We start from the raw sequence: 21,220 nt of genomic DNA on the forward strand, positions 1-21,220 counted from the left end.
AAAGATTAAGTCAAAGTAATTTGTGGTGTGAAGTGCCTTTATCAAAAAATAACAATTGGAGTCGTTGATTTTTCTAAGTATTTTGTGTCGTTGGGCTGATTGGTGCCGGCATTACTGTGCAGGGAGTTCCAAGATACTTATAATGCTGCGGCCCGAGGTGGGCGGTCGGAATAACAGGATTATCGGAGCTCAATGATGGCCGAGCCGCATAGTGACGACTGTAAAAAAGGCACCCTTTACGTGATTTCCGCGCCGTCCGGTGCCGGCAAGACGAGTCTGGTGGCCGCGATGCTGGAGCAGGACCCCGTGCTTTGCGTGTCGGTCTCCCACACGACGCGTGCGATGCGCCCCGGCGAACAGGATGGCGTCAACTACCACTTCACCGACAGGCCGACCTTCGAGTCGATGATCGAGGCCGGCGATTTCCTCGAGCATGCCCAGGTCTTCGGCAACTATTACGGCACCTCCCAGAGCTGGGTCGAGAAGACCCTGGCGGAGGGACGGGATGTCATCCTGGAGATTGACTGGCAGGGCGCTGAGCAGGTGCGTCATTTGATTCCCGATTGCGTGAGCATTTTTATCCTGCCGCCGTCACCCGAGGCGCTGCATGAGCGGCTGACCAAGCGGGCGCAGGATGATCACGAGGTGATCCAGCGCCGCCTTGAGGAAGCCGCGGATGAGTGCCGCAACGCGCTCGCGTTTGATTACCTGGTTGTGAATGACGATTTTGACCGGGCGCTGGGAGATCTGCTGTCCGTGGTGTGCGCCCAGCGCCTGCATATCTCCCGCCAGGGGCCGCGGCAGGCTGATTTGCTGAGCCGGCTGACGTAGCGCCTCTTTCCAAGCTGCTAACAAGCGACTATACTACGCGGTCCGCTGCGTCCGGCGATGCAGCACCGAATTCCATCCTTAAGCTGAACGTTGTTTCGGGGTAACCATGGCACGAGTCACCGTAGAAGATTGTCTGGATCACGTGGATAACCGGTTTGAGCTGGTCATGCTGGCCACCAAACGGGCCCGGCAACTGTCCACGCAGAATGTGGATCCGATGGTGGATGAGGAAAACGACAAGCCCACGGTGATTGCACTGCGTGAGATTTCCGGCGGGCTGGTGGATCGCAACATCCTCAATCACGACGAGTCCGAGGAAGAGGCGGCGGAAGCGGCCGACACTCAGGCGGGTGGTGGCGACGCCCCGTCCGAGGCCGAATAACCCCGGTACGTCGTTCCAACCTCCTTTCGCGGGCCGCATTCCTGCGGCCCGGCATGCTGCTTGCCGGTTGAAATCTGCGCCACGACTTATATAGTGATAGGTAGTGACCCTGAACGCTCGTTCAGGCTTTTTGTGCGTGGTACCCGGAGGTGCGGTGGAAGCAGAGGCGACAAAGCCGACGGTCGAAACGCTGGCGGATCAGCTCAGTGGTTATCTCGACGCGTCCCGCATTAATCAGGTGCGGCGGGCCTACTATTATGCCGAGCAGGCCCACGAAGGGCAGACCCGACGGTCCGGCGACCCCTACATTACCCACCCTCTCGCCGTTGCCCGCATTCTTGCTGAACTGAAGCTGGACCATCAGAGCCTGATGGCGGCCATGCTCCACGATGTCATCGAAGACACCGGTATTCCCAAAGACGCCCTGTCGGAACAGTTCGGGGAGTCGGTTGCGGAGCTGGTGGATGGTGTCAGCAAGCTGACCCAGATTGAGTTCCGGAGCCGGGCCGAGGCCCAGGCGGAGAATTTCCAGAAGATGACGCTGGCGATGGCGCGGGACATTCGTGTCATCCTGGTCAAACTGGCCGACCGGCTGCATAACATGCGCACGCTGGGGCATATGAAGTATGAAAAGCGCCAGCGGATTTCCCACGAAACCCTCGACATCTACGCGCCGATTGCCCATCGCCTGGGCATGCACACCCTCTGCACCGAGCTGGAGGATCTGGGGTTCAAGAACCTCTACCCGATGCGCTCCAAATACATCTCCAAGGCGGTCAAGAAACTGCGCGGGAGCCACCGGGAAATCATCGACGACATTCGCGGCAAGCTGGAGGAAAAGCTCCAGGAGCGGGGCCTTCCGGGCCGGATCATCGGGCGCGAAAAGCATCTGAACTCCATCTACAACAAGATGAAGTTCAAGCACAAATCCTTCCATGAAATCATGGATGTGTATGCCTTCCGGATCATCACCGACTCGGTGGACGACTGCTACCGCATCCTAGGTGCCGTGCACAGCCTCTACAAGCCGTTGCCGGGGCGTTTCAAGGACTACATTGCCATGCCCAAGGCGAATGGCTACCAGTCTCTGCACACCACGCTGTTCGGCATGCATGTGAACATCGAGATCCAGATCCGCACTGAGGAAATGGAACACATTGCCAACCACGGCATTGCCGCCCACTGGCTCTATAAGAATGACGAGTCACCGGTTCTGGAAGTCAGTCAGCGACGGGTGGACCAGTGGGTTCAGGGTCTGATGGAGATGCGTGAGCGGGCGGACGATTCGCTCGAGTTCATCGAGCACGTCAAGGTGGATCTGTTCCCGGATGAAGTGTATGTGTTCACCCCGAGGGGTAAGATTCTGGAGCTCCCAGGCGGCGCCACCCCGGTCGATTTCGCCTACGCCATCCACACCGATATTGGCAACGCCTGCGTGGCCTGTCGGGTCAATCGTCATCTGGGGTCACTCAGCCAGCCGTTGCAGAGTGGGCAGACGGTGGAAATCATCACGGCGCCCGGCGCTCGTCCCAACCCCGCCTGGCTGAGTTTTGTGGTGACCGGTAAGGCCCGTAGCAGTATCCGGCATTTCCTGAAGAACCAGAAGCGCACCGAGTCCCTGGATCTGGGCAAGACCCTGCTGAAGAAATCGCTCTCGGGCTTCGGCCACCGCCTTGCCGATTTCTCTGAAGACAACCGACAGCATGTGGCCGGCCACAACCGCGTCTCCAGTTTTGACAACCTGCTGCGGGACATCGGTCTGGGGCATCGCATGGCGTACATCATTGCCCGGCAACTGGTGACCGGTCAGCGCCAGTCCGCGCAGGCAAAGATTGCCGGGGCCGGGGAAGTCAGTGGCGAGTCCAAACGCGATTCGGTCACCATCCGTGGCACCGAAGGGCTTCTGCTGCGATTCGCCAATTGCTGCAAGCCGATCCCCGGCGACCCGGTGATGGGCGTGATGGATTCGGGGCACGGCATGGTGGTGCACAGTGACACGTGCCACAGGTTGCCGGAGAATGAAGCCGAGCGCCACCAGCTCACGCATCTGAAATGGGCCAAGGACATCGCCGACGAATTTTCCGTGGAGCTGCGCGTGGAGCTGGAGCGCCAGCGCGGTGTGATCGCCGAGGTGGCCAATGCCGTTGCCATGGCGGACGGTAATATCGAACGGATCAACGTCGAAGAACAGAACGCCCGGCTCAGTATTGTGAACCTGGAGCTCCGTGTGAATGGCCGGCGTCACCTGGCGCGGGTCATGCGTCGTATCCGCAATATCCGTGCGGTGGGCCACATTACCCGGGTGCGTCACTGAGCCCGGACAACAGTTGACACTCCACCGGCCTGCCGGTAACGATTGGCGTTTTTCCCGAACGATTTCTCAAGGAGCCAATCGCGCATGACCAACAAATCCGTGATCAAGACCGATACGGCCCCGGAAGCCATCGGCCCCTATTCCCAGGCCGTCAAGGCGGGCGACACGGTGTACCTGTCAGGTCAGATCCCGCTCGATCCGGAAACGATGACGCTGGTGGCCGGTGATGTCACCGATCAGGCCAAGCGGGTGTTCGCAAACCTCAGGGCGGTGTGCGAGGCGGCGGGCGGCAGTCTGGAAGACATTGTCAAACTGCACATTTACCTGACCGACATCAACGACTTCGCCGCCATCAATGAGGTCATGGCGACCTTCTTTCAGGAACCGTATCCGGCCCGCGCCGCCATTGGCGTTGCCGCGCTGCCCAAAGGGGCGGCAGTGGAGATGGATGGCGTGATGGTGCTCAGCTAACCCAGCATCGCTTGGTAGCCGTCCCGAAAGCTCGGGTAGCGGAACGTGAAGCCTGACTGGCGCAGCCGACGATTGTCGCAGCGCTTGCTACCGGCCCGGCCACCGCGCTTGGCATCGGGCGCCGGGTCGGCGCAGTGCGTCTGCTGACGAACCCAGTCCACAACCGCGTCGAGCCGGGCCGGCTCATCGTCACTGGCGAGGAAGCGACCATCCACGTCCGCTCCGGCCAGTCGCTGTCGCACAAGGTGCGCCGCGGCGCGGGCAGCGTCGTCTTCGTGGATGCGATTGGTGTAAGGGCCCGGCCGGGGTGGATCGATCTGCCCCAGGCGCACGTTCTCCAGAAAACGGCCACGGCTTGGGCCATAAATGCCGCTGAATCGCACGACGGTCGCCGGGAGCCCGCTATCAAGGGCTTGCTGCTCGCCCTCCAGAACACGCTGACCACTGAAACGTTCGGGGCGGGTCTCGCTGGTTTCATCGACGACGCTGTCGTCATCCTGATGGTAGACCCCCGTGCTGGACACGAAGAGCAGTGCCGGCTGTTCCCGGGCGTCGGAAAGGGCCTCCAGCAGGTTTCGGAGGCCGTTGACGAAGGCGTCTCGGTATCCTTCGTCAGTATAGGCGTCCGGCGTCAGACAATAGACCACCACCGACAGATCGGGTGGCAGGCCGGTCAGTGTTGTCGGCTCCTGCAGATTGGCAGCGAAGGGGATGATGGGGCCTGGCAGGTCGTCCGGGTGGCGTCGCAGGCCGAAGACCCGGGCCTCGTCCGTCAGTTCACGGGCGATGGCCGTGCCGAGCTTGCCGCAGCCAGCCATCAGGATGCGGGGAGTGCTGATTGCCATAGTCAATCTTAATCCTTATTCTATGCTTCATTGATACGGCATGAGACATTAGCGCGGAGACGCCCATGACCCTGACGGAATTACGGTACATCGTGACACTGGCACGGGAAAAGCATTTTGGCCGCGCGGCCGAGCAGTGTCACGTCAGTCAACCCACACTCAGTGTGGCGGTGAAGAAACTGGAAGAAGAACTGGGTATTGCTCTGTTCGAGCGCAGCAAGAGCAGCATCCGGGTCACCGAAACCGGTCAGCGGATCATCGAGCAGTCCCAGCGCGTGCTGGACCAGGTGGGCGTCATCCGGGATCTGGCACAGGACGGCAAGAACCAGCTGGGGTCGCCACTGAAAGTGGGGGCCATCTACACCATCGGCCCGTACCTCTTCCCCCATCTGTTGCCGGAGCTGCGTCGCGGGGCGCCGGACATGCCACTGTTCATTGAGGAAGGGTACACGGCCGACCTGCGCAAGAAACTGCGTCACTCGGAGCTGGATGCCATTATTATCGCGCTGCCGTTTGAGGAGCCGGAGGTGGTGACGCTGCCGTTGTACGATGAGCCGTTTGTCGTGCTGTTGCCGTCCGATCACCCGCTGACGGCCAAAGAGGCCCTGACACCGGATCAGCTTGCCGATGAGCAACTGCTCCTGCTGGGCCCGGGGCATTGTTTCCGTGACCAGGTACTGGAGTCATGCCCGCCTCTGGAAGAGGCGATTTCCAGTCGCACTGCGGCAAAGGGGCCGGCGAATCTTGTCACGGAAGGCAGCTCGCTGGAGACGATCCGCCACATGGTGGCCTCGGGCCTGGGCATCACGGTCCTCCCGCTATCGGCTGCGACGGCCATGGAATACCGTGAAGACATCCTTACCGTTCGCCCGTTCCAGTCTCCGGTGCCGTTCCGCTCGGTGGCGCTGGCCTGGCGGGTCACGTTCCCCCGGCCCAAGGCCATCGACGTGCTGTCGCTGGCGGCGAGCCAGTGCCGGGTGATCGAAAAATCCGATCGGGCGCTACCGAAAAGCGCCGCGACCGCCTGATCCGGGCCGTTCAGGGGGTGGCATCACGCCGGCCCGCCTGAGCGTTTGGACTCCCTCTTATGACGTCACTGGAAGACATTCAGGTTACCGCCCTCAAAGGGGTTGGCGATGCGCTCGCCGGCCGGCTGGCGCGTCTGGGAATCCATACGCTGCAGGATCTGCTGTTCCATCTTCCCTACCGTTATGAGGATCGCACGCGACTGACGCCGATTGGCAGCCTTCACGTGGGCGACGTGGCCGTGGTCGAGGGCGAGGTGGTCAGCGCCGATATGGTCATGGGCCGCCGCCGGAGCCTGCAGGTGACGGTACGGGACAATTCGGGGTTTCTGGCACTGCGTTTTTTCTATTTCAGTGCCGCACAGAAAAAGCAGCTGTCCGAGGGGACGCGGGTACGGTGTTTTGGCGAAGTGCGGCCGGGCCGGGCGGGGATGGAATTTTACCACCCGGAATACCAGGTCAACCCACCCCCCATGCCGTCGCCGGACCAGGCCACCCTGACACCGATCTACCCTCTGACCGAAGGCATTCAGCAACCGCGCCTGCGGTCCCTGTGTCAGCAGGCGCAACGGTATCTCAGTCGTTACCCGGTTCGCGAATGGTTGCCGGACGGAGTGTTGGAGGAGTACCAGTTCCCAACCATTACCGATGCCCTGTCGATGGTCCACGCGCCGCCGGCGGGAGCGCCGGTCCGGGCGTTGATGGAAGGGCAGCACCCGGCGCAGCAGCGGCTGGTGATGGAAGAGTTGATGGCCCACCAGCTCAGCATGCTCAAGGTGCGGGCCCAGATCCAGTCGCGTCAGTCGCTGGCATTATTGCCGCAGGGGGATCTGGCGGACCGTTTTCTCGACCAGCTTCCGTTTGCACTGACAGGGGCGCAGAATCGGGTCGTCGACGACATTCGTCAGGACCTCAGCCAACCCCTGCCAATGCTCCGGCTTGTGCAGGGTGATGTCGGCTCGGGCAAAACCGTAGTGGCGGCCCTGGCGGCTCTGCAGGCGATCGCTGCCGGCGCACAGGTCGCGCTCATGGCGCCGACGGAAATTCTGGCCGAACAGCATTATGTGAACTTCCGGGACTGGCTGGCGCCGCTTGGCCTGACGCCCGCCTGGCTCAGTGGCAAGACCAAGGGGCGCGCGCGTGACGCCGTCCTGTCCGCCATGGCATCGGGGGATGCTCGGCTGGTAATCGGCACCCACGCCCTGTTCCAGGACGATGTGGCGTTCGAGCGGCTGGGGCTGGTCATTGTCGACGAGCAGCACCGTTTTGGGGTTCACCAGCGACTGGCGCTGCGGGATAAGGGCGCCGCCGGCGATTATGCGCCCCACCAGTTGATCATGACGGCCACCCCGATTCCCCGGACCCTGGCGATGAGCGCCTACGCCGACCTGGATACGTCCCTGATCGACGAGCTGCCCCCAGGGCGGCAGCCCATCGAGACCATCGCGATCCCCGACAGCCGGCGGGAAGAGGTGGTGGAGCGGGTGCGTGGCGCCTGCCAATCGGGCCGTCAGGCATACTGGGTCTGCACGCTGATCGAGGAATCCGAAGCATTACAGTGTCAGGCGGCAGAGGCGACGGCTGACGAGTTGCGCGAACGGTTGCCCGAGCTGTCCATCGGGTTGGTTCACGGGCGTCTGAAGGCTTCGGAGAAAGCGGACCTTATGCACCGGTTCCAGGCCGGGGAGCTGGATCTGCTGGTCGCGACGACCGTTATCGAAGTGGGCGTGGACGTGCCCAACGCGTCACTGATCATCATTGAGAATCCGGAGCGGCTGGGTCTGGCGCAACTGCACCAGTTGCGGGGCCGGGTCGGCCGCGGCCACGACGCCAGCTACTGCGTCCTGATGTACCACCCGCCGCTGTCCCAGAATGGCAAGGCGCGGCTCCAGGTGTTACGCGACAGCCAGGACGGATTCGTGATTGCCGAGAAGGACCTGGAAATACGGGGTCCTGGCGAGGTGCTGGGGACCCGTCAGACCGGCCTGATGCAGTTCCGCATCGCGGATTTCGAACGCGATCGGGGCTGGATCGAGGCCGTTCGGAAGAAGGCGCCGGCATTGATGGATGACGACCGTCGCGTGAACGCGCTCATCCAGCGGTGGTTGGGCGAGCGTATCCGCTATGGTGATGTGTGAATGGTTTCAGCTACCATCGGATGAGAAAAACAACAATGAAGCGCTCATTCCCAGCGCGAACGCCGCATTAGGTATGAGGAGAGACAGACATCATGGAATTACCCACTGCCGTGAAGCACGCTCTGGATGCCCATGCCGACCCGGATTCGCCGGTGTATGAGGTGGCCGACATCCAGCCCGGTGACGACGACATCCGCATGGTCCTGTTGCAGGAAGGCGCGGACAAACTCCAGGTGATCTGTCGATGCCGGGATCTGTTGGATCTGTCACGGCTCAATCAGGCCCTGAAATCGTCCTACCGTCTGGTTGGGGAGAAAGAGCACCAACGGCTCAAACAACGTCTGGGCGTGGATAGTCTGCCCGCTTTGCCGGGCCTGACGGGGTGGTCGACCGTGGTGGACGAGCGCGTTGACCGCCAGGATGGCGTGAGTCTGGTGGTGTCGCCGCACGGCCCTCGTGTCACCATGCCGCGGGAGGCATTTCAGTCACTCACCAGCCAGGCCCGACGGCTGTCAGTGAGCGTGCCGGTCGAAAACATTGACGTGAATGACTCCGATCCGGAGCGCGACCTGGAGCAGGTTCACACCGCGGTCCAGCGTTTTACCGGGCGTCGCATCCAGCAGCGTCTCGAGGACACGCTGGAGCTCCCGCCGCTGCCGGAAACCGCGCAACGAATCATCCACCTGCGGGTCAATCCCAATGCCCTCATGGGCGATCTGGTGGACGTGGTCGAGAACGACCCGAGCCTGGCCGCGCAGGTGGTGAGCTGGGCGTCGTCCTCCTTCTATGCGGCGGCCGGGCAGGTGCGATCCGTGCACGACGCGGTCTCCCGGGTGCTGGGGTTCGATCTGGTGATGAATCTCGCCATGGGGCTGTCGCTCGGGCGGGCCCTCCATCCGCCCGAAGATGAGCCGCAGGGCTATATCGGCTATTGGCAGCAGGCCATTTGGCAGGCGCAGGCAGCCGGCGTTCTGGCCGCCATGATGCGCCGTGGTGAGCGGCCCTCCTTCGGGCTGTCCTATCTGGCCGGGCTGCTGCATAACTTTGGTTATCTGGTACTGAATCAGGTGTTCCGCCCCCAGTTCCGTCTGATCTGCCGGAACATTGAAGCCAATCCACAACTCGACTCTTCCGTGATCGAGCATGAGCTGCTGGGCGTCACCCGCGAGCAACTCGGCGCGCAGCTCATGGAAAACTGGGGCATGCCGGACGAAGTCACCGTCGCTTTGCGTTACCAGAAGAACCCCGGATACCGCGGCCCCAACGCGGTCTATGCCCGGATTCTCTGGCTGAGTCGGCAACTGCTGATCGAGCGGGGGATCGACATGGGAGTGGCCCAGCCGGTACCGGATGACCTCTATGACGAACTCGGCCTGAACCGCGATGACGTTGCCGAACAGTTCGACCTCATGCTGGACAAGCGCGACAGCATCCTCGCGATGGCGGGGATGATGCAGTCTGCGACGTAGTGTCCCTGAATTCAGATAATAGCTACAGCACTTTGGCATGAGCGGGTGGTGCTGCACTTGTTACTTGAGCTCAGGTTGTCCAGGTACCGACAGTCGCCTATAAAGTATCGAGAGTGAGGGTTTTCAAAGTCGCTTCCTAACGGAACCATCGATCCAGAAATCGACCAAATACATAAACAAACAAAAACCCGAAACCGAAAACAACGAAAAGCAGGGGAATGTCTCCGTACTCGAAATCTGAATGATAGCCCCTAGCCCAAAAAGAAACCCCAGAACCTACAATATAAACGCAGAAAAGCCATATAGTCTCTGACTTTCGCTTCATACCCCCTCCCTGGCAAGCCCCGGCTAAGACCGCGCAGTCTTTGATTAATTGAACCAATCACTTCCGTGTTGTCCCTGACCGGTCATGGAGCAACGGTTTCAAACCTAGGCCGGGTAATTACTTGCCTTCAATACTTGCCTTTTAGAAATTGTGATGGGTGTCACATAGCGCCTATAGCAAGTATTACGGAGTTGCTTGGTGTGTTCGAGCTGGTGCACGGTTCCTATGGGATGAACGGGCAAGCTGTATCCGAACGGCAGTTTGTCCACATGGACACCAAAAGGATGATTGGTGCAATGCAACGGACGCAGAGTGCCGCACTCTCGTGTGCGGTTTTGCTTTCTTTTTTTGCCGGACATGTCGTGGCGTCTGAGGTGACGCCCGACCTTGTTGACGTGCATTCGCTTGCACTTGAGCATGATGCTGAACTCCAGGCGGCTCGCCATCGGCGTGATGCGGGCACGGAGGCGCTGGCGCAGGGGCGTGCCGGCTTACTTCCGAGTCTGAGTCTTTCCGGGGAGCATTCCCGGGAACGGGAGTGGTCTGACCAGCCCACTCCGCCCGGGTCTGTTACCGAACAGCGGCGTGAAATCACTGTAACGCGGTATCAGGCCTCGTTGACCCAACCCCTTTTTCGGCTGGATGCCTGGTACGACTACCAAGAGGGGCGTGCGGGCTCACGGGTTGCGGAACTCGAATTCCAGCAGCGAATGCAAGGCTTCAATCGTGAGCTGCTCCAGGCCTATCTGGAGGCATTACGCGCCCAGGTACGCATTCGGACCCTCGAATCCCGTGTTGCGGGTTATCGAAGCCTTCAACGGGAGTAATGCTGACCAATCCCTATATTCGTATTCTGTATAAGGAGTCTATTGTGCAAAGGAAATGCCTGTCAGTGGTTGTTGTTCTGCTGTCCCTGATTGCCAGCGCCGTGCAGGGCGCGATCAATAAGCCCAAGCTGGACCTGCGCGAGTACAGTGCCATTCAGTTGGACAGTGGCCTTGAGGTGCTGTTGGTGTCCGATCCGGAAACAACTGTCGCCGGGGCCGGGCTTACGGTATCGGTCGGCAGTGATCGTGACCCGGACGATGTGCCTGGCCTGTCTCATCTGCTTGAACACATGGTGTTCGCCGGATCAGACGCTTATCCGGAACAGGGCGGTTTTTCCAACTATGTGAATCGCTCCGGCGGGACCTTTAATGGTTATACGGCGCCTGACATGACCAGTTTTTTCTTCCAGGTAGGGGCGGATGCCCTTGATGAAGGGCTGTCTCGATTTGCCAGTTTTCTCGCCTCGCCTTCCCTGGAACCCGAGGCGGTTGCCGGGGAGGTGGAAACCATTCAGTCCGAGTTTGAAGGCCGGCGCATGGACCCGGCGTGGCGCGCGCTTTCTGTGTTCAAGCGGGAAATCAACCCGGACCATCCGTTCGCACGTTTCAGTCTGGGCAACGCAAAGTCCTATCAAAAGATCGACAATGCTGTGCTGACGCGACGCCTTAAAGCTTGGCATCGGCGCTATTACGTGCCCTCGCGAATGAAGCTTGTGGTGATCGGTCCTTCACCAACGTCGGAGCTGGCGGAGAAGGTTCGTGAGCATTTTCAGGTGCTGGCATCGTCAGAAATTAAAGATGCCGTCGTGGCCGACACGAATGAGGTGCCGTTGATCGAACCATCGCAGACACCGAAGATGTTGCGCCTCCAGAAAGAAAGCGACGTCAGTCGCCTGATGTTGAGCTTTTCGGTAATGCCGGAGCATCAGCTGAGTCGGGTCAAACCCTATACATTCATCGGTCGGCATCTGACCAGCCAGTCATCGGGTCGACTGGTACCTGCCCTACGTGAAAAAGGTTGGGTAAGCGATGTGGAGGTGACGTCGCGAGTGCAGACGGAGCACTATGCCACGTTCGATATCGTACTGTCGTTAACTGAGAAAGGTGAAGGCGCCCGACATCAAGTGATCGGACAGGTGTTTGCGTATCTGGAGGCTTTACGGAACAGCAAGGAACTTGAGCGACTCTACCAGCAGCAGCAACGCCAGGCCCGCGAGCAGTTCAGGCACCCGCAGAAGCAGTCAGTCATGGCCGACCTTGCCCAGCTTTCAGCGATTCTGCAACGCTACCCGATGGAAAAGGTGCTCTCCGGTCCCCGCCTAATGCATGAATTTGACCGGGGGGTGGTGATCTCAGCGTTGGATGCGCTGAGGCCCAGTCGAGTCATTGTTACCCATCGAGGAGACGTTGAACATCTCCCGGAATCCGATCCGGCGTCTGGCCAGTCCTACGCTGCAGAAATGGTCAGCGAGGGCACCCGTGCTCGGTGGCGTGATGGGGGGACTCCCACGTCATTTTCCATCCAGGCGAAAGCCAACCCGTTTCTTGCCTCGTCCAGATCGGTGTATCCACTTGAGAGCAAGTCTGATAGACCCCGACTTCTGGAATCCTCAGAGGGCTTTCGACTATGGCATTTGCAGGACGCTGAGTTTCGCACGCCTCGGGGGCAGATCATGCTGGCGATTGAGTCGGATGCCGTGAATGCCAGTCAACGATCTCCCGCGCTGACTCAGCTCTACTTGCACGCACTGCATGAAGCATTGAATCCACTGAGCCGTGAAGGCACAGAAGCGGGTCTGACGCTGACCATGCAGCGGACCAACCATGGAATGACGATGGGCTTCAGCGGTTTCTCTGCCAAGCAGCCTGAATTTGTGAAACAGGTACTGAAGAACATCCGGTCGCTGGATATGACGCCGACCCTGCTCAGACGCGCCAAAGCCCGAGCGGCGCTGAAACTCAGCCAATTAAGGGATTCGCAGCCGTTCCGACAACTCATGGCCTCTCTCCAGGTCCGGCTCAATCCCGGAGTTGGCGAACCGGGTCCGGAAAACGCCGTGATGCGCCAAGCCACTGTGGAGGACCTCTCGCGGTTTCACCGTCGGTTTTGGCGACGTCCGGCACTTGATCTGTTTGTTTATGGGAATTACACGCCGGATCAGGCACGCTCGATGGGTCAATGGGTATCCAGTTCCCAGAAAGGTGGCTTCAAGCCATTGGCGAACCGATTGCCAGAGCCGGGGCCAGTCAGTGGGGAGAGCGAGTCGTCCGTCATGGCCTCGGGTGCGGCCGCGTTGCTCTATTTCGGGGCCGGTGATCCGTCGAAGGTTGAGGAGCCTGCTCTGTTGGTCGCCCAGATGCTGCATGGACACGTCTTCCAGGCATTCCGTCAGGGGAAAGAGAAGGGATACGTCGCATTTGCGACCTTGACAGAAGGCTATCAGCGGCGTGGTTTGGTGACGCTTCTGCAGGCACCGGACCGTGCTTCTCAGGCAGTGGTTTCTGATCTTCAAGAGGCGAAACGCTCGTTCCTGGAACGGTTGAACACCCTGAAAAAACCAATGTTCGAGCAATACAAGAATGGTCTCAGGCAAGCGCTTGGTGCCAGGAAGCAGAGCTTGAAGCGGTATGGTTCCTACTGGTGGAGCGTTATCCGGCGTCATGGTGAGCCGTTGGACGAGGCGGCGCGGCTTGAGGCGGCTTTGGAGGACTTCTCTGTTGATGACTTTCGGGTGTATTGCCGTAAGTTACTCGGGAAAGACGCATCGCCGCTGGCCCTACTGGCGTCACAGGAACAACGATGACGGTGTCAGTACCTGATGCACCTGATGCTAGCCTCCATATTTTGTAACGAAATGTAACCAATCGTTAGGCTCTCGAAAGAAAAATCCCCGCAAAAACAAACGTGAAGCCCGTCACAAAGTGGGGCGGGCTGCCTGGCCCCGTATGACGGCCTGTCATCGGGGGCTCATTCCGCCATTTTGTTGTCTATCCTACTGGTTAGAAGAGGGAATAAGGGCGTTGAACGCGGCCCGCTGTCGTGTCTTTGTAATAAGGGAGTGGTCCCATGGATAGGCCGATATTCAGTTCTGGTACGATTTTTCATCTCCAGCAACTCGGTACCCAGTACCGGCGTCGCGGTGGTCGGCGCTTCCATCTGGGAGACGAGAGGGAGCGGCTTGAGCTCTTGCGTCTGACGTCGCAGTCGGAAGACCAGGTGATCCAGAAATACTACCGGCACTTCTGGCAACAACTTGAGCCGGAACAGGGGGACGCTCTGGTGAAGGAAAATGGCATCGCCGCGCCGGCGCCGTTGCGCGAAGACCGATCGGTTGGTGCCGGTGTTGCGTAAACGACATTGAGGAGTGCGTGCTGCGGTCATTCATGGCGGCAGGCGTATTGACGAATCCCGTCCTGAGAAGGAAAGGCCGACGTGCGTCCGGCCCGATCTGCAAAAGCGGGTGAGCTTGCCGGCTCCGGCGACGGAGCCGGCTTTTTTGGATGATTGGTACTGCGTTACCAGGTGTCAAGGCCGTAGCGGTTCATGATCCGCTCGAGTTCCCCGCTATCCCGCAGAGCGCGCGTCCCCTGACTGACCAGCTCGACAAGCTGATTGCTGCGTTCGGCGTTGGCCGGAGAGCAGGCGATGTACATCGGTACCGGGTCGCCCAGTGTGCCGGCCTGCTTGAGCTGACCGGACATGCCCATGTCCTGGAGCTGTGCCTCGAGAACTGCGGGGCTCTCGATCAATACATCCACCCGTCCACCGGCGACTTTGCGAATGTTCTGTTCCAGAGCGTTGTTGGCGTTCAGCGACTGGACCTGTTCTGGATGGGATTGGACGTAGGCATCGAATGCCTCACCGTAGGCATAGCCGCCAATAATGGCCATTGTCACGGATGACAGCGACTCGAGCCCTTCGTATTGCCAAGTGCTGTCGTTGTCGACATAAAATGCCGATTGGTCATATCCCCATGGTGTGTCCGGGAAAATAAAGTCGGGCGCATCGGCCTCATAAGCACCGACCACACAGTCGTGATTGCCGCGTCGCACAGACTGGAGAGAGCGCTCCCAGGGCAGATTCTGATAGTCGACTTCGTAGCCATGCTGACCGAAGATGGTCTCCGCCAGCTCAATCATGTAGCCGGGTTTGTCTGAGCGGGGGTCGCCGTTCATTGGGTACCATGAATCGGCCCGTATCGAGACCGTATCGGCGCTGGCGCTTAAAGTGAACGAAAACAGTACCAGTACTGAAATGGCGGTGTCGCGTGGTGTGGGCCAGTTCATAAGAGCTCCTCCTCGTCAGTGACTTCTTTCACAGTAGACCGCGGAGGATGCGGACGCCAGCGGCAGTCAGGCCGCCAGTGAGGGCGTTGCCGGACACTCGTGTCCCGTCTGGTTCATTCGCCGACCGAATGCGTGCCTCTGACGGTTCGGGCCACGGAAACAGCAACAGCGTTCAGACGGGGGATGTCCGTCAATAGCTGTTGCCGTCCAGCCAGAGCCGTCAGCGGCTCGCCCTTCAGCGGCTAAGCACTTCCTTAACTAATCGAATGGGTGGTGACGTACGGCCGTCGCGGCCCGTCGAATGGCATCGGCGTGTTCCTGTTCGAGCGCGAAGCGTTCCTTGTCCATCTTGCGCACGAAATGACGATCCGTCTGCTGACGTTCCTCGTGGGTAGGCATGTGTTCGATGCGCTCGTGGATCTCCCGGAAAATCCGGTAGGGCGTTTCGTCGAGCAGTTCGGGTTTGACGTGGTCCAGGAGGCCCTTGATGCGCAGGCAGGCCTCGGAATATTCCATCTGGTCCTGCTCCACGGCCATCGCGAGCACCCGAATGCTTTCGACCATGCTGTCGCGGCGCTCCTTCTGGAGGGCGCGGGTTTTTGCGTCGCTGCGCTGCTGCTGACGTTCGGCACGCAGCCGTTGTGTGATGAAGCGGGCGAGGAAGGCGATGGCCGCGAGCCCCGCCAGAATCAGTCCCCATTGCAACCAACCGGGCATCCGTCGCTCCTGTCGTTTGAGTGTATTGGGTCCAGCAACGCCTCAGGCAACCGTTTTCCGGCCGGCATCCTGGCGACGTGCCTTACGGACAAATACGGTCTGACCGTTGAGAACGGATGTGCCGCTGACCGGATCGACCTGATCGTCCCGGACCACATCGTTGATGCTCGCGCCCGGGTGAGCTTCCGCGACGCGTTGGGCCGTCCCTTCGCGATGGTGGCCCCAGCCATGCGGTATCGAAACCACGCCGGGCATGATGTCGTCAGTGACCTCAACGGCCACAACAATCTGACCGGCCTCGCTTTGCACCTGCGCCAGTGACCCATCGTCCACGCCACACAGGGAGGCGTCCCGTGGGTGGATCATGAGGGTACAGCGCTCCTTGCCCTTCACCAAACGCTGGCTGTTATGCATCCAGGAGTTGTTGCTGCGCACATGGCGGCGCCCGATCAGTAACAGATCCTGGGTGGGCGTCTGGGTCAGTCGCTCGTACAGTCGTTCGAGATCGCTCAGATACCGTCGCGGGGCCAGGTGGATGCGCCCATCCCGGGTGTAGAGACGGTCCGGCAAGGCGGGCTGTAGCGGCCCCAGATCCACACCATGGGGCGAGGCCTTCAGTGTTCTGAGTGACAGCCCTTTGGGCCGCTCCCGCCAGCGCCGGTCGAGTGGGCTCAGGCGGGACAGACCCTGCAGCGGGTGTTTCTCCGGGAGGATGGCCTGAATCCGGTCCAGAGCGGTCTGGAACAGAGGTGTCAGCCGACCCGGAGTGGGTCCGTAGGGCCCGGTTCGCAGGGCGACGTCCAGCAGTGTGTCCGGGCCGGCTTTGCGAAAGGCTCGCCAGCCCAGTTCCTGCCGCAGGGGCAGAGCGCCGCCGCGCTTGTGCTGCTCCAGCCGGTGGGCGAGATCCAGCAGAATCTGCCAGTCGTGCCGCCCATCCGCGTCGGGCTCGAACAGCGGCTCACTGTACTTGGCGACGTTTCGGACCGCCAGCATGTTGAAGATGACATCGTAGTGGCTGCGCTCCAGAGCATGAGTGGGCGGCAGGATCACGTCCGCATGGCGGGTCGTTTCGTTGAGGTAATAGTCGACGGAGACCATGAAATCGAGCCCGGAAAACGCATCATCCAGACGTTGGCCACCAGGGCTCGACAGCACCGGATTACCGGCAATCGTCACGAAGGCCCGGATCTGTCCGTCGCCCGGCGTCAGCATCTCGTCCGCCATGGTGCTGGCGGGGTACTCGCCGGCGAATTCCGGCAGTCCCCTCACACGACTGTGGCGCCGGCCGATATGACCGTGTTGCCCGGATAGGGCACCGAGTGCCACCAGATCGATTGCCGGATGCGTGAACATCAGCCCGCCTGGTGTGTCGAGCTTACCGGTCAGTATGTTGATCGCGTAGATCAGCCAGGTCGCCACACCGCCATGACTCTGGGTACTGGTGCCGATGCGGCCATAGAGGAAACCGCGATGGGTTCCCGCGAGTCGGCGCGCCAGTGAACGGATCGTGTCGGCCTCAACGCCGGTCGGTTCGGCGACCCTTTCTGGTGCATAGGGCAGGGCGGCAAGCCGCAGCAGATCGGCGTCTTTGACGTAGGGAGCGGCCGCTCCCGGGTCCACGAGTTGCTCATCGAACAGCGTGTGGATCATCCCCATCAGCAGCAACGCGTCGGTGCCGGGCCGGACAAAGTGGAACTCACTGCCTTGGCGTGCGGTCTCGGTGCGGCGCGGATCCAGAACAACCAGCTCGCCGCCCCGATCCTTCAGTGCCTTCAGGCGCCCGCGGAAGTCCGGAACGGACATCAGACTGCCGTTGGATGCCATCGGGTTCGCCCCGATGCAGATGAACAGGTCGGCGCGGTCGATGTCCGGCACCGGGAACAGGGCCTGGTGGCCGAACATCTCCAGATTGGCCAGCATGTGGGGCAGCTGGTCATTGGATGTGGCCGAAAAGCGGTTCTGGGTGCCCAGTGCCCGCAGGAAGGACTGGCCGGCAATAAGGGCCCCGTGGTTATGGACATTGGGGTTGCCCTGATAGACGCCGACGGCATTGCGTCCGTGATTGTGCCGGACCTGCGCGAGGCGTTCGGCCACCAGGTCCAGTGCCGCGTCCCACTCCATTTCCTGCCAGCCATCGGCGGTGCGCCGCAGCGGCCTTCTCAGCCGGTCCGGGTCGCTGTACTGGTCCTGAAGGGCGACGGCTTTCGGGCAGATATGGCCATGGCTGAACGGGTCGTCGGGATCGCCTTTGACCGATTGAATGGCGCCGTCCTCCACCTCGATGGCGACGCCACACATGGCTTCACACAGGTGGCAGGTTCGCAAGTGAGTGCCGGTATTCATGAATCCGCTCTCTCGACTGTTGTTGTTTCTGACCCAAGACTACGCGCTTACGACCCGCTCGAACAGGACTCACGAGCCCGCCGCTGACAGCAGGCCCCGGGGGGGAACCTGATCGAGCAGCGTCTCCGGTGGCAGGGGGCGGCTGAAGAGGAAACCCTGAACCAGCTGGGCTCCCATGCCGGCCAGGCAGGCCAGTTCGGTCTCGGTCTCAACACCCTCGACAACAGCCGTCAGATCCAGCTGTTCGCAGAGAGAAAGAATCATGTTGAGGATGGCGCGCTTCTCGTCGTCCGTATCCACACTGGAGACCAGCGACCGGTCGATCTTGACCTGTTGCAGGGGCAGGCTTCGTATCAGACCAAGAGACGAGTAGCCCGCGCCGAAATCGTCCAGCGAGATGGCAAAGCCCGCGGTGGCGAATCGTTCCATGATTTCAATGGCCGTATTGGCATCGCCCATGACGGCGGTTTCCGTCAGTTCAATGTTCAGCCTTTCCGGTGACACACCGCTGTGACGGAGTCGTTCGAGAATCTCCTCACCCATGTGTGGGTCCTGGAGCTGTACGGGAGACAAATTGAAGCTGATATAAAACGCGTTTCCGTAGCGCTCAGTCATCCGGGAGTCCGACAGGAGTGGTAGAATCTGGTCGAGCAGTTGCAACGACAGCGGATGGATCAGCCCGGTTTCTTCCGCGACGGGAATGAACTCACCCGGGGAGACGAGGCCTGTTTCCGGGTGCCGGATGCGGCAAAGCGCTTCAAAGCCGGTAATAGTGCCTCTTACTGTGTCCACCAGCGGTTGAAGGAACGGCTCCACCCAGAGCTGGGCGAGGGCATCGCGCAGCAACTGTTCGCTCTCGAGTCGGCGGGCATGCTCGTTGTGCATGCTGCGCTGGAAGAAGGTGATGTGGCCCGTGGCCCTCTGGCGCATGTGGCGCAGCAGCGTGTGGGCGCCCTGAAGCATGGCATCCGCATCCCGGCCCACGGTTTCGTGGCTCTGGACAATGCCGATTGAGGCGGTCAGCCAGACGCTGCGACGACTCAGTGTGACGGGCTCGTCAAATGCCTGAAGGACGGTGCAGGCCCGCTGTTCCAGCTCTTGGGCGTCTGTCTGGTGGACCAGCATCGCGGGCGTTCCGTCCACCAGCCGGGCGACGAGATCACTGGGGACCATGCACGTTTCAAGGCGTCTTCGGATGGCCGCGCCGAGTTCTCCCTCCTCCTGGCTTCTCAGGTTTTCCCGAACCAGGGGCAGGTTCGACAGCCGGATGACGATGAGCGAGGGCGCTGGCCCGTCTGGTGGAGCAAGCCGGTGTTGAAGAACGAGCCGAAGATAGTCCTTGTTCGCCAGTCCGGAGGCGCTGTGTACGAATTTCTGCTCGGTGATGTCGCTTTGGGTACCCGCCATCAGACGGGGCTCTCCCGATGCCGGATCATGATCGCAGATGCCGCGCGCGACCATCCAGCGGAAGCCTCCCCGGCCGTTTTCGAGTCGGTACTGGGCAGAAAAGCGTTCCGACACACCGCTGGTGTGTTGCAGAACGGCGGTGCGAAAGGGGCCTCGGTCTTCCGGATGCATGCGTGCCAGCCAGGCGTCGGCATCGAAGGTGCCCGGCCAGTGTTCGCAACCGGACATCGTGCGCCAACGCTCGGACACCGTCAGTTCGTTACTCGCCAGGTCCCACTCCCAGACGCCGTCGTTGGCCCCCTTGATGATTCGATCGAGTTGTCGGGTGCGGTCTTCGACGCGCTGTTGCAGGTCATGCCGGACCCCTTCCAGTTCCGTCAGGTTGCGGCGGACCGACTCCAGCACGAAGTTGGAGAGGACCGACAGCTTCTGGATGTCCAGATCATCACTGCTGGCGTTGACGTGGAAGTCGTAGTTGCCGTCGACCGCCTGGCACAGCTGGTCGGCGATCCGGTTGATGCTGGCCCTGAGCGCCTTCTCGGAATCGGCCATGATCAGGACTCCAGATCCAGACAGAACTCACAGGCCTCATCACCGCGTTTCTGGCAGGCCTTCACGGACAGGTGGCCTCGCTCGCCGAACTCGTCCAGCAGGCGATAGAAGAGGGCTTCGTAGAGACCGCAGAGCCGGTTCGGCGAGCGGTAGAGGACGTGAATAAAATCGCCGTCGTGCCACGCATCGAACTTGTCCCGGACCCGTGCCCTCGATGACTCGTCACGCAGCGAGGCCGCCAGTGTGGAATGAATGCGCGGCTGTCGTTCGAGGAATTCCCGGGCGCTGCCCGACATCTCGTAAAACATCGGAAACTGCTGGCGGCTGATCCGGATAAAATAATCGGCGTAGAGGCGGAAAAGGTCGTCCTCGCTCAACTGGAAATGGTCCGCTGTGGCCTGAATCAGCGCCAGGCATTCGTTGTCGTCGTAGTCCTGATCAATCCGGAAATCCGGCCGTTCCCGGAGGCCGGCCTGCTCACAGATGGCGTCCAGTGCCGCCTCGCCTCCCTGGTCTTCAATCACCTGGACCAGTACACGTTGAATCAGGCCGATCATTCACTGCGATCCTCTTACGGGTATTCCGCTTCCTATCCTAGCACGGTGATGCGTCGTGACAGGCTCAGATGATGAGCGCAGACCGGTTGGCGGTCCCAAAGGCGTGGGACGACGCGCGTCTCGGCTGAATGCCTCTGAACATCGGGACGGGATAGCGCCCCAAAAAAGGGCCGGCCCGAGAGAGAGGCCGGCCAAAGGGACGAAGACCCCCTTGCCGGGGTCCGGGGAAGCCGGGCGCGGGACCCGGCTTCAAGACCACCGGGCGCCCCCATGGCAAGCCCGGTGGGTTCGCGCCGATCAGGACTCTTCGGGAGGGGCGATGAGATCCTTGATCGGGTTGGAGAGGAATTGCAGCAGGGTCTGTTCCACCGGCAGAAGCAGATCGAAGGTTACCGCGCCACCGCCGACGCTGACCGACACCGCTGGCGTGTTCTGGTTTCGTTGTTCGATCAGGGTTCGTCCGTCAGTCAGAAACTTGACCCGCCCGCGGAGATCCAGGGTCACGGGAGAACTGTGAACGTTGTGACTAAGCCCTCCTGTGGGTTCAAGGTCAGGCGCGTCCAGATAGAGATCGACTTTGGCCTCAAAAATAGGCGCATCGCTGCCGTTTGGTTTGATAACCCCGCGAATAAAGCTGTCTCGGATGCCATCGTTGTCTTGATCCTGATACCTCATGCGAATCACCTGCTTGCCTGTCGGCGTTTCCACAAACGTCACCCCTCCCAGGTCA

17 protein-coding genes are annotated in these 21,220 nt (G+C 60.7%); 10 read left to right on the forward strand and 7 right to left on the reverse strand.

The window, feature by feature from the left end; translation table 11 throughout:
- Positions 1 to 195 precede the first annotated feature (195 nt).
- The 4 genes from gmk to C8D92_RS07955 all read left to right on the forward strand — a co-directional run bounded on the left by gmk (position 196) and on the right by C8D92_RS07955 (position 3,998).
- On the forward strand, positions 196 to 831 hold the full coding sequence (gmk, locus tag C8D92_RS07940; protein ID WP_116919053.1) for a guanylate kinase: 636 nt from the start codon (positions 196 to 198) through the stop codon (positions 829 to 831).
- A gap of 106 nt (positions 832 to 937) precedes the next feature.
- Entirely contained in the window at positions 938 to 1,213 is a 276-nt protein-coding gene (gene rpoZ, locus C8D92_RS07945) for a DNA-directed RNA polymerase subunit omega (protein ID WP_095612313.1), read from the forward strand.
- A gap of 154 nt (positions 1,214 to 1,367) precedes the next feature.
- Entirely contained in the window at positions 1,368 to 3,527 is a 2,160-nt protein-coding gene (locus C8D92_RS07950) for a RelA/SpoT family protein (RefSeq protein WP_095612314.1), read from the forward strand.
- Positions 3,528 to 3,611: 84 nt separating this feature from the next.
- Positions 3,612 to 3,998: a RidA family protein gene (locus C8D92_RS07955; RefSeq protein ID WP_095612315.1), complete on the forward strand. Its 387-nt coding sequence runs from the start codon at positions 3,612 to 3,614 to the stop codon at positions 3,996 to 3,998.
- Here C8D92_RS07955 and C8D92_RS07960 read toward each other — a convergent pair.
- Positions 3,995 to 4,843, reverse strand: a complete 849-nt coding sequence (locus C8D92_RS07960) for a sugar nucleotide-binding protein (protein WP_116919000.1) — start codon at positions 4,841 to 4,843, stop codon at positions 3,995 to 3,997. The genes C8D92_RS07955 and C8D92_RS07960 overlap by 4 nt on opposite strands.
- A gap of 65 nt (positions 4,844 to 4,908) precedes the next feature.
- Between C8D92_RS07960 and C8D92_RS07965 the strand changes: the two genes are divergently transcribed.
- The 6 genes from C8D92_RS07965 to C8D92_RS07990 all read left to right on the forward strand — a co-directional run bounded on the left by C8D92_RS07965 (position 4,909) and on the right by C8D92_RS07990 (position 13,979).
- Positions 4,909 to 5,871, forward strand: coding sequence for a hydrogen peroxide-inducible genes activator (locus C8D92_RS07965; RefSeq protein ID WP_116919001.1), 963 nt, complete (start codon positions 4,909 to 4,911; stop codon positions 5,869 to 5,871).
- A 59-nt stretch (positions 5,872 to 5,930) separates the two neighbouring features.
- Positions 5,931 to 8,006 (forward strand): ATP-dependent DNA helicase RecG, encoded by a 2,076-nt coding sequence (gene recG / locus C8D92_RS07970; protein ID WP_116919002.1) that lies wholly within the window; start codon positions 5,931 to 5,933, stop codon positions 8,004 to 8,006.
- A gap of 92 nt (positions 8,007 to 8,098) precedes the next feature.
- Complete coding sequence (locus tag C8D92_RS07975) at positions 8,099 to 9,475, forward strand: HDOD domain-containing protein (protein WP_116919003.1); 1,377 nt, start codon at positions 8,099 to 8,101, stop codon at positions 9,473 to 9,475.
- A gap of 687 nt (positions 9,476 to 10,162) precedes the next feature.
- Complete coding sequence (locus C8D92_RS07980; RefSeq protein WP_165819252.1) at positions 10,163 to 10,627, forward strand: TolC family protein; 465 nt, start codon at positions 10,163 to 10,165, stop codon at positions 10,625 to 10,627.
- A 44-nt stretch (positions 10,628 to 10,671) separates the two neighbouring features.
- Positions 10,672 to 13,431, forward strand: coding sequence for an insulinase family protein (locus C8D92_RS07985; protein ID WP_165819253.1), 2,760 nt, complete (start codon positions 10,672 to 10,674; stop codon positions 13,429 to 13,431).
- A gap of 263 nt (positions 13,432 to 13,694) precedes the next feature.
- Complete coding sequence (locus tag C8D92_RS07990; RefSeq protein ID WP_095611869.1) at positions 13,695 to 13,979, forward strand: hypothetical protein; 285 nt, start codon at positions 13,695 to 13,697, stop codon at positions 13,977 to 13,979.
- A gap of 164 nt (positions 13,980 to 14,143) precedes the next feature.
- On the opposite strand, the gene C8D92_RS07995 is transcribed toward C8D92_RS07990, so the two are convergent.
- The 6 genes from C8D92_RS07995 to C8D92_RS08020 form a co-directional block, all read right to left on the reverse strand.
- On the reverse strand, positions 14,144 to 14,914 hold the full coding sequence (locus tag C8D92_RS07995; protein WP_116919006.1) for a substrate-binding periplasmic protein: 771 nt from the start codon (positions 14,912 to 14,914) through the stop codon (positions 14,144 to 14,146).
- A 258-nt stretch (positions 14,915 to 15,172) separates the two neighbouring features.
- On the reverse strand, positions 15,173 to 15,631 hold the full coding sequence (locus tag C8D92_RS08000) for a DUF2489 domain-containing protein (protein WP_095611871.1): 459 nt from the start codon (positions 15,629 to 15,631) through the stop codon (positions 15,173 to 15,175).
- A 42-nt stretch (positions 15,632 to 15,673) separates the two neighbouring features.
- Positions 15,674 to 17,974 carry a molybdopterin-dependent oxidoreductase gene (locus tag C8D92_RS08005; protein ID WP_116919007.1) on the reverse strand — a complete coding sequence of 767 codons (2,301 nt, stop codon included), beginning with the start codon at positions 17,972 to 17,974 and terminating at the stop codon, positions 15,674 to 15,676.
- A 69-nt stretch (positions 17,975 to 18,043) separates the two neighbouring features.
- Positions 18,044 to 19,933, reverse strand: coding sequence for a putative bifunctional diguanylate cyclase/phosphodiesterase (locus tag C8D92_RS08010; protein ID WP_116919008.1), 1,890 nt, complete (start codon positions 19,931 to 19,933; stop codon positions 18,044 to 18,046).
- Between the two features lie 2 nt (positions 19,934 to 19,935).
- Positions 19,936 to 20,490, reverse strand: coding sequence for a heme NO-binding domain-containing protein (locus C8D92_RS08015; RefSeq protein WP_116919009.1), 555 nt, complete (start codon positions 20,488 to 20,490; stop codon positions 19,936 to 19,938).
- A 297-nt stretch (positions 20,491 to 20,787) separates the two neighbouring features.
- Positions 20,788 to 21,198: a hypothetical protein gene (locus C8D92_RS08020; RefSeq protein WP_133243120.1), complete on the reverse strand. Its 411-nt coding sequence runs from the start codon at positions 21,196 to 21,198 to the stop codon at positions 20,788 to 20,790.
- Between the last annotated feature and the right edge of the window lie 22 nt (positions 21,199 to 21,220).

The sequence above is a fragment of the Tamilnaduibacter salinus genome (assembly GCF_003096655.1).
GTDB classification, from domain to species: Bacteria; Pseudomonadota; Gammaproteobacteria; order Pseudomonadales; family Oleiphilaceae; genus Tamilnaduibacter; species Tamilnaduibacter salinus.

Excerpts from the sequence above, each read along its gene's own strand:
- C8D92_RS07965 (WP_116919001.1), top strand. The coding sequence starts at position 4,909 with ATGACCCTGACGGAATTACGGTACATCGTGACACTGGCACGGGAAAAG.
- C8D92_RS08000 (WP_095611871.1), bottom strand. The coding sequence starts at position 15,631 with ATGCCCGGTTGGTTGCAATGGGGACTGATTCTGGCGGGGCTCGCGGCC.
- rpoZ (WP_095612313.1), top strand. The coding sequence starts at position 938 with ATGGCACGAGTCACCGTAGAAGATTGTCTGGATCACGTGGATAACCGG.
- C8D92_RS07995 (WP_116919006.1), bottom strand. The coding sequence starts at position 14,914 with ATGAACTGGCCCACACCACGCGACACCGCCATTTCAGTACTGGTACTG.
- C8D92_RS07960 (WP_116919000.1), bottom strand. The coding sequence starts at position 4,843 with ATGGCAATCAGCACTCCCCGCATCCTGATGGCTGGCTGCGGCAAGCTC.
- C8D92_RS07955 (WP_095612315.1), top strand. The coding sequence starts at position 3,612 with ATGACCAACAAATCCGTGATCAAGACCGATACGGCCCCGGAAGCCATC.
- C8D92_RS07990 (WP_095611869.1), top strand. The coding sequence starts at position 13,695 with ATGGATAGGCCGATATTCAGTTCTGGTACGATTTTTCATCTCCAGCAA.
- C8D92_RS08015 (WP_116919009.1), bottom strand. The coding sequence starts at position 20,490 with ATGATCGGCCTGATTCAACGTGTACTGGTCCAGGTGATTGAAGACCAG.
- C8D92_RS08005 (WP_116919007.1), bottom strand. The coding sequence starts at position 17,974 with ATGAATACCGGCACTCACTTGCGAACCTGCCACCTGTGTGAAGCCATG.
- C8D92_RS08010 (WP_116919008.1), bottom strand. The coding sequence starts at position 19,933 with ATGGCCGATTCCGAGAAGGCGCTCAGGGCCAGCATCAACCGGATCGCC.
- C8D92_RS07975 (WP_116919003.1), top strand. The coding sequence starts at position 8,099 with ATGGAATTACCCACTGCCGTGAAGCACGCTCTGGATGCCCATGCCGAC.
- gmk (WP_116919053.1), top strand. The coding sequence starts at position 196 with ATGGCCGAGCCGCATAGTGACGACTGTAAAAAAGGCACCCTTTACGTG.
- recG (WP_116919002.1), top strand. The coding sequence starts at position 5,931 with ATGACGTCACTGGAAGACATTCAGGTTACCGCCCTCAAAGGGGTTGGC.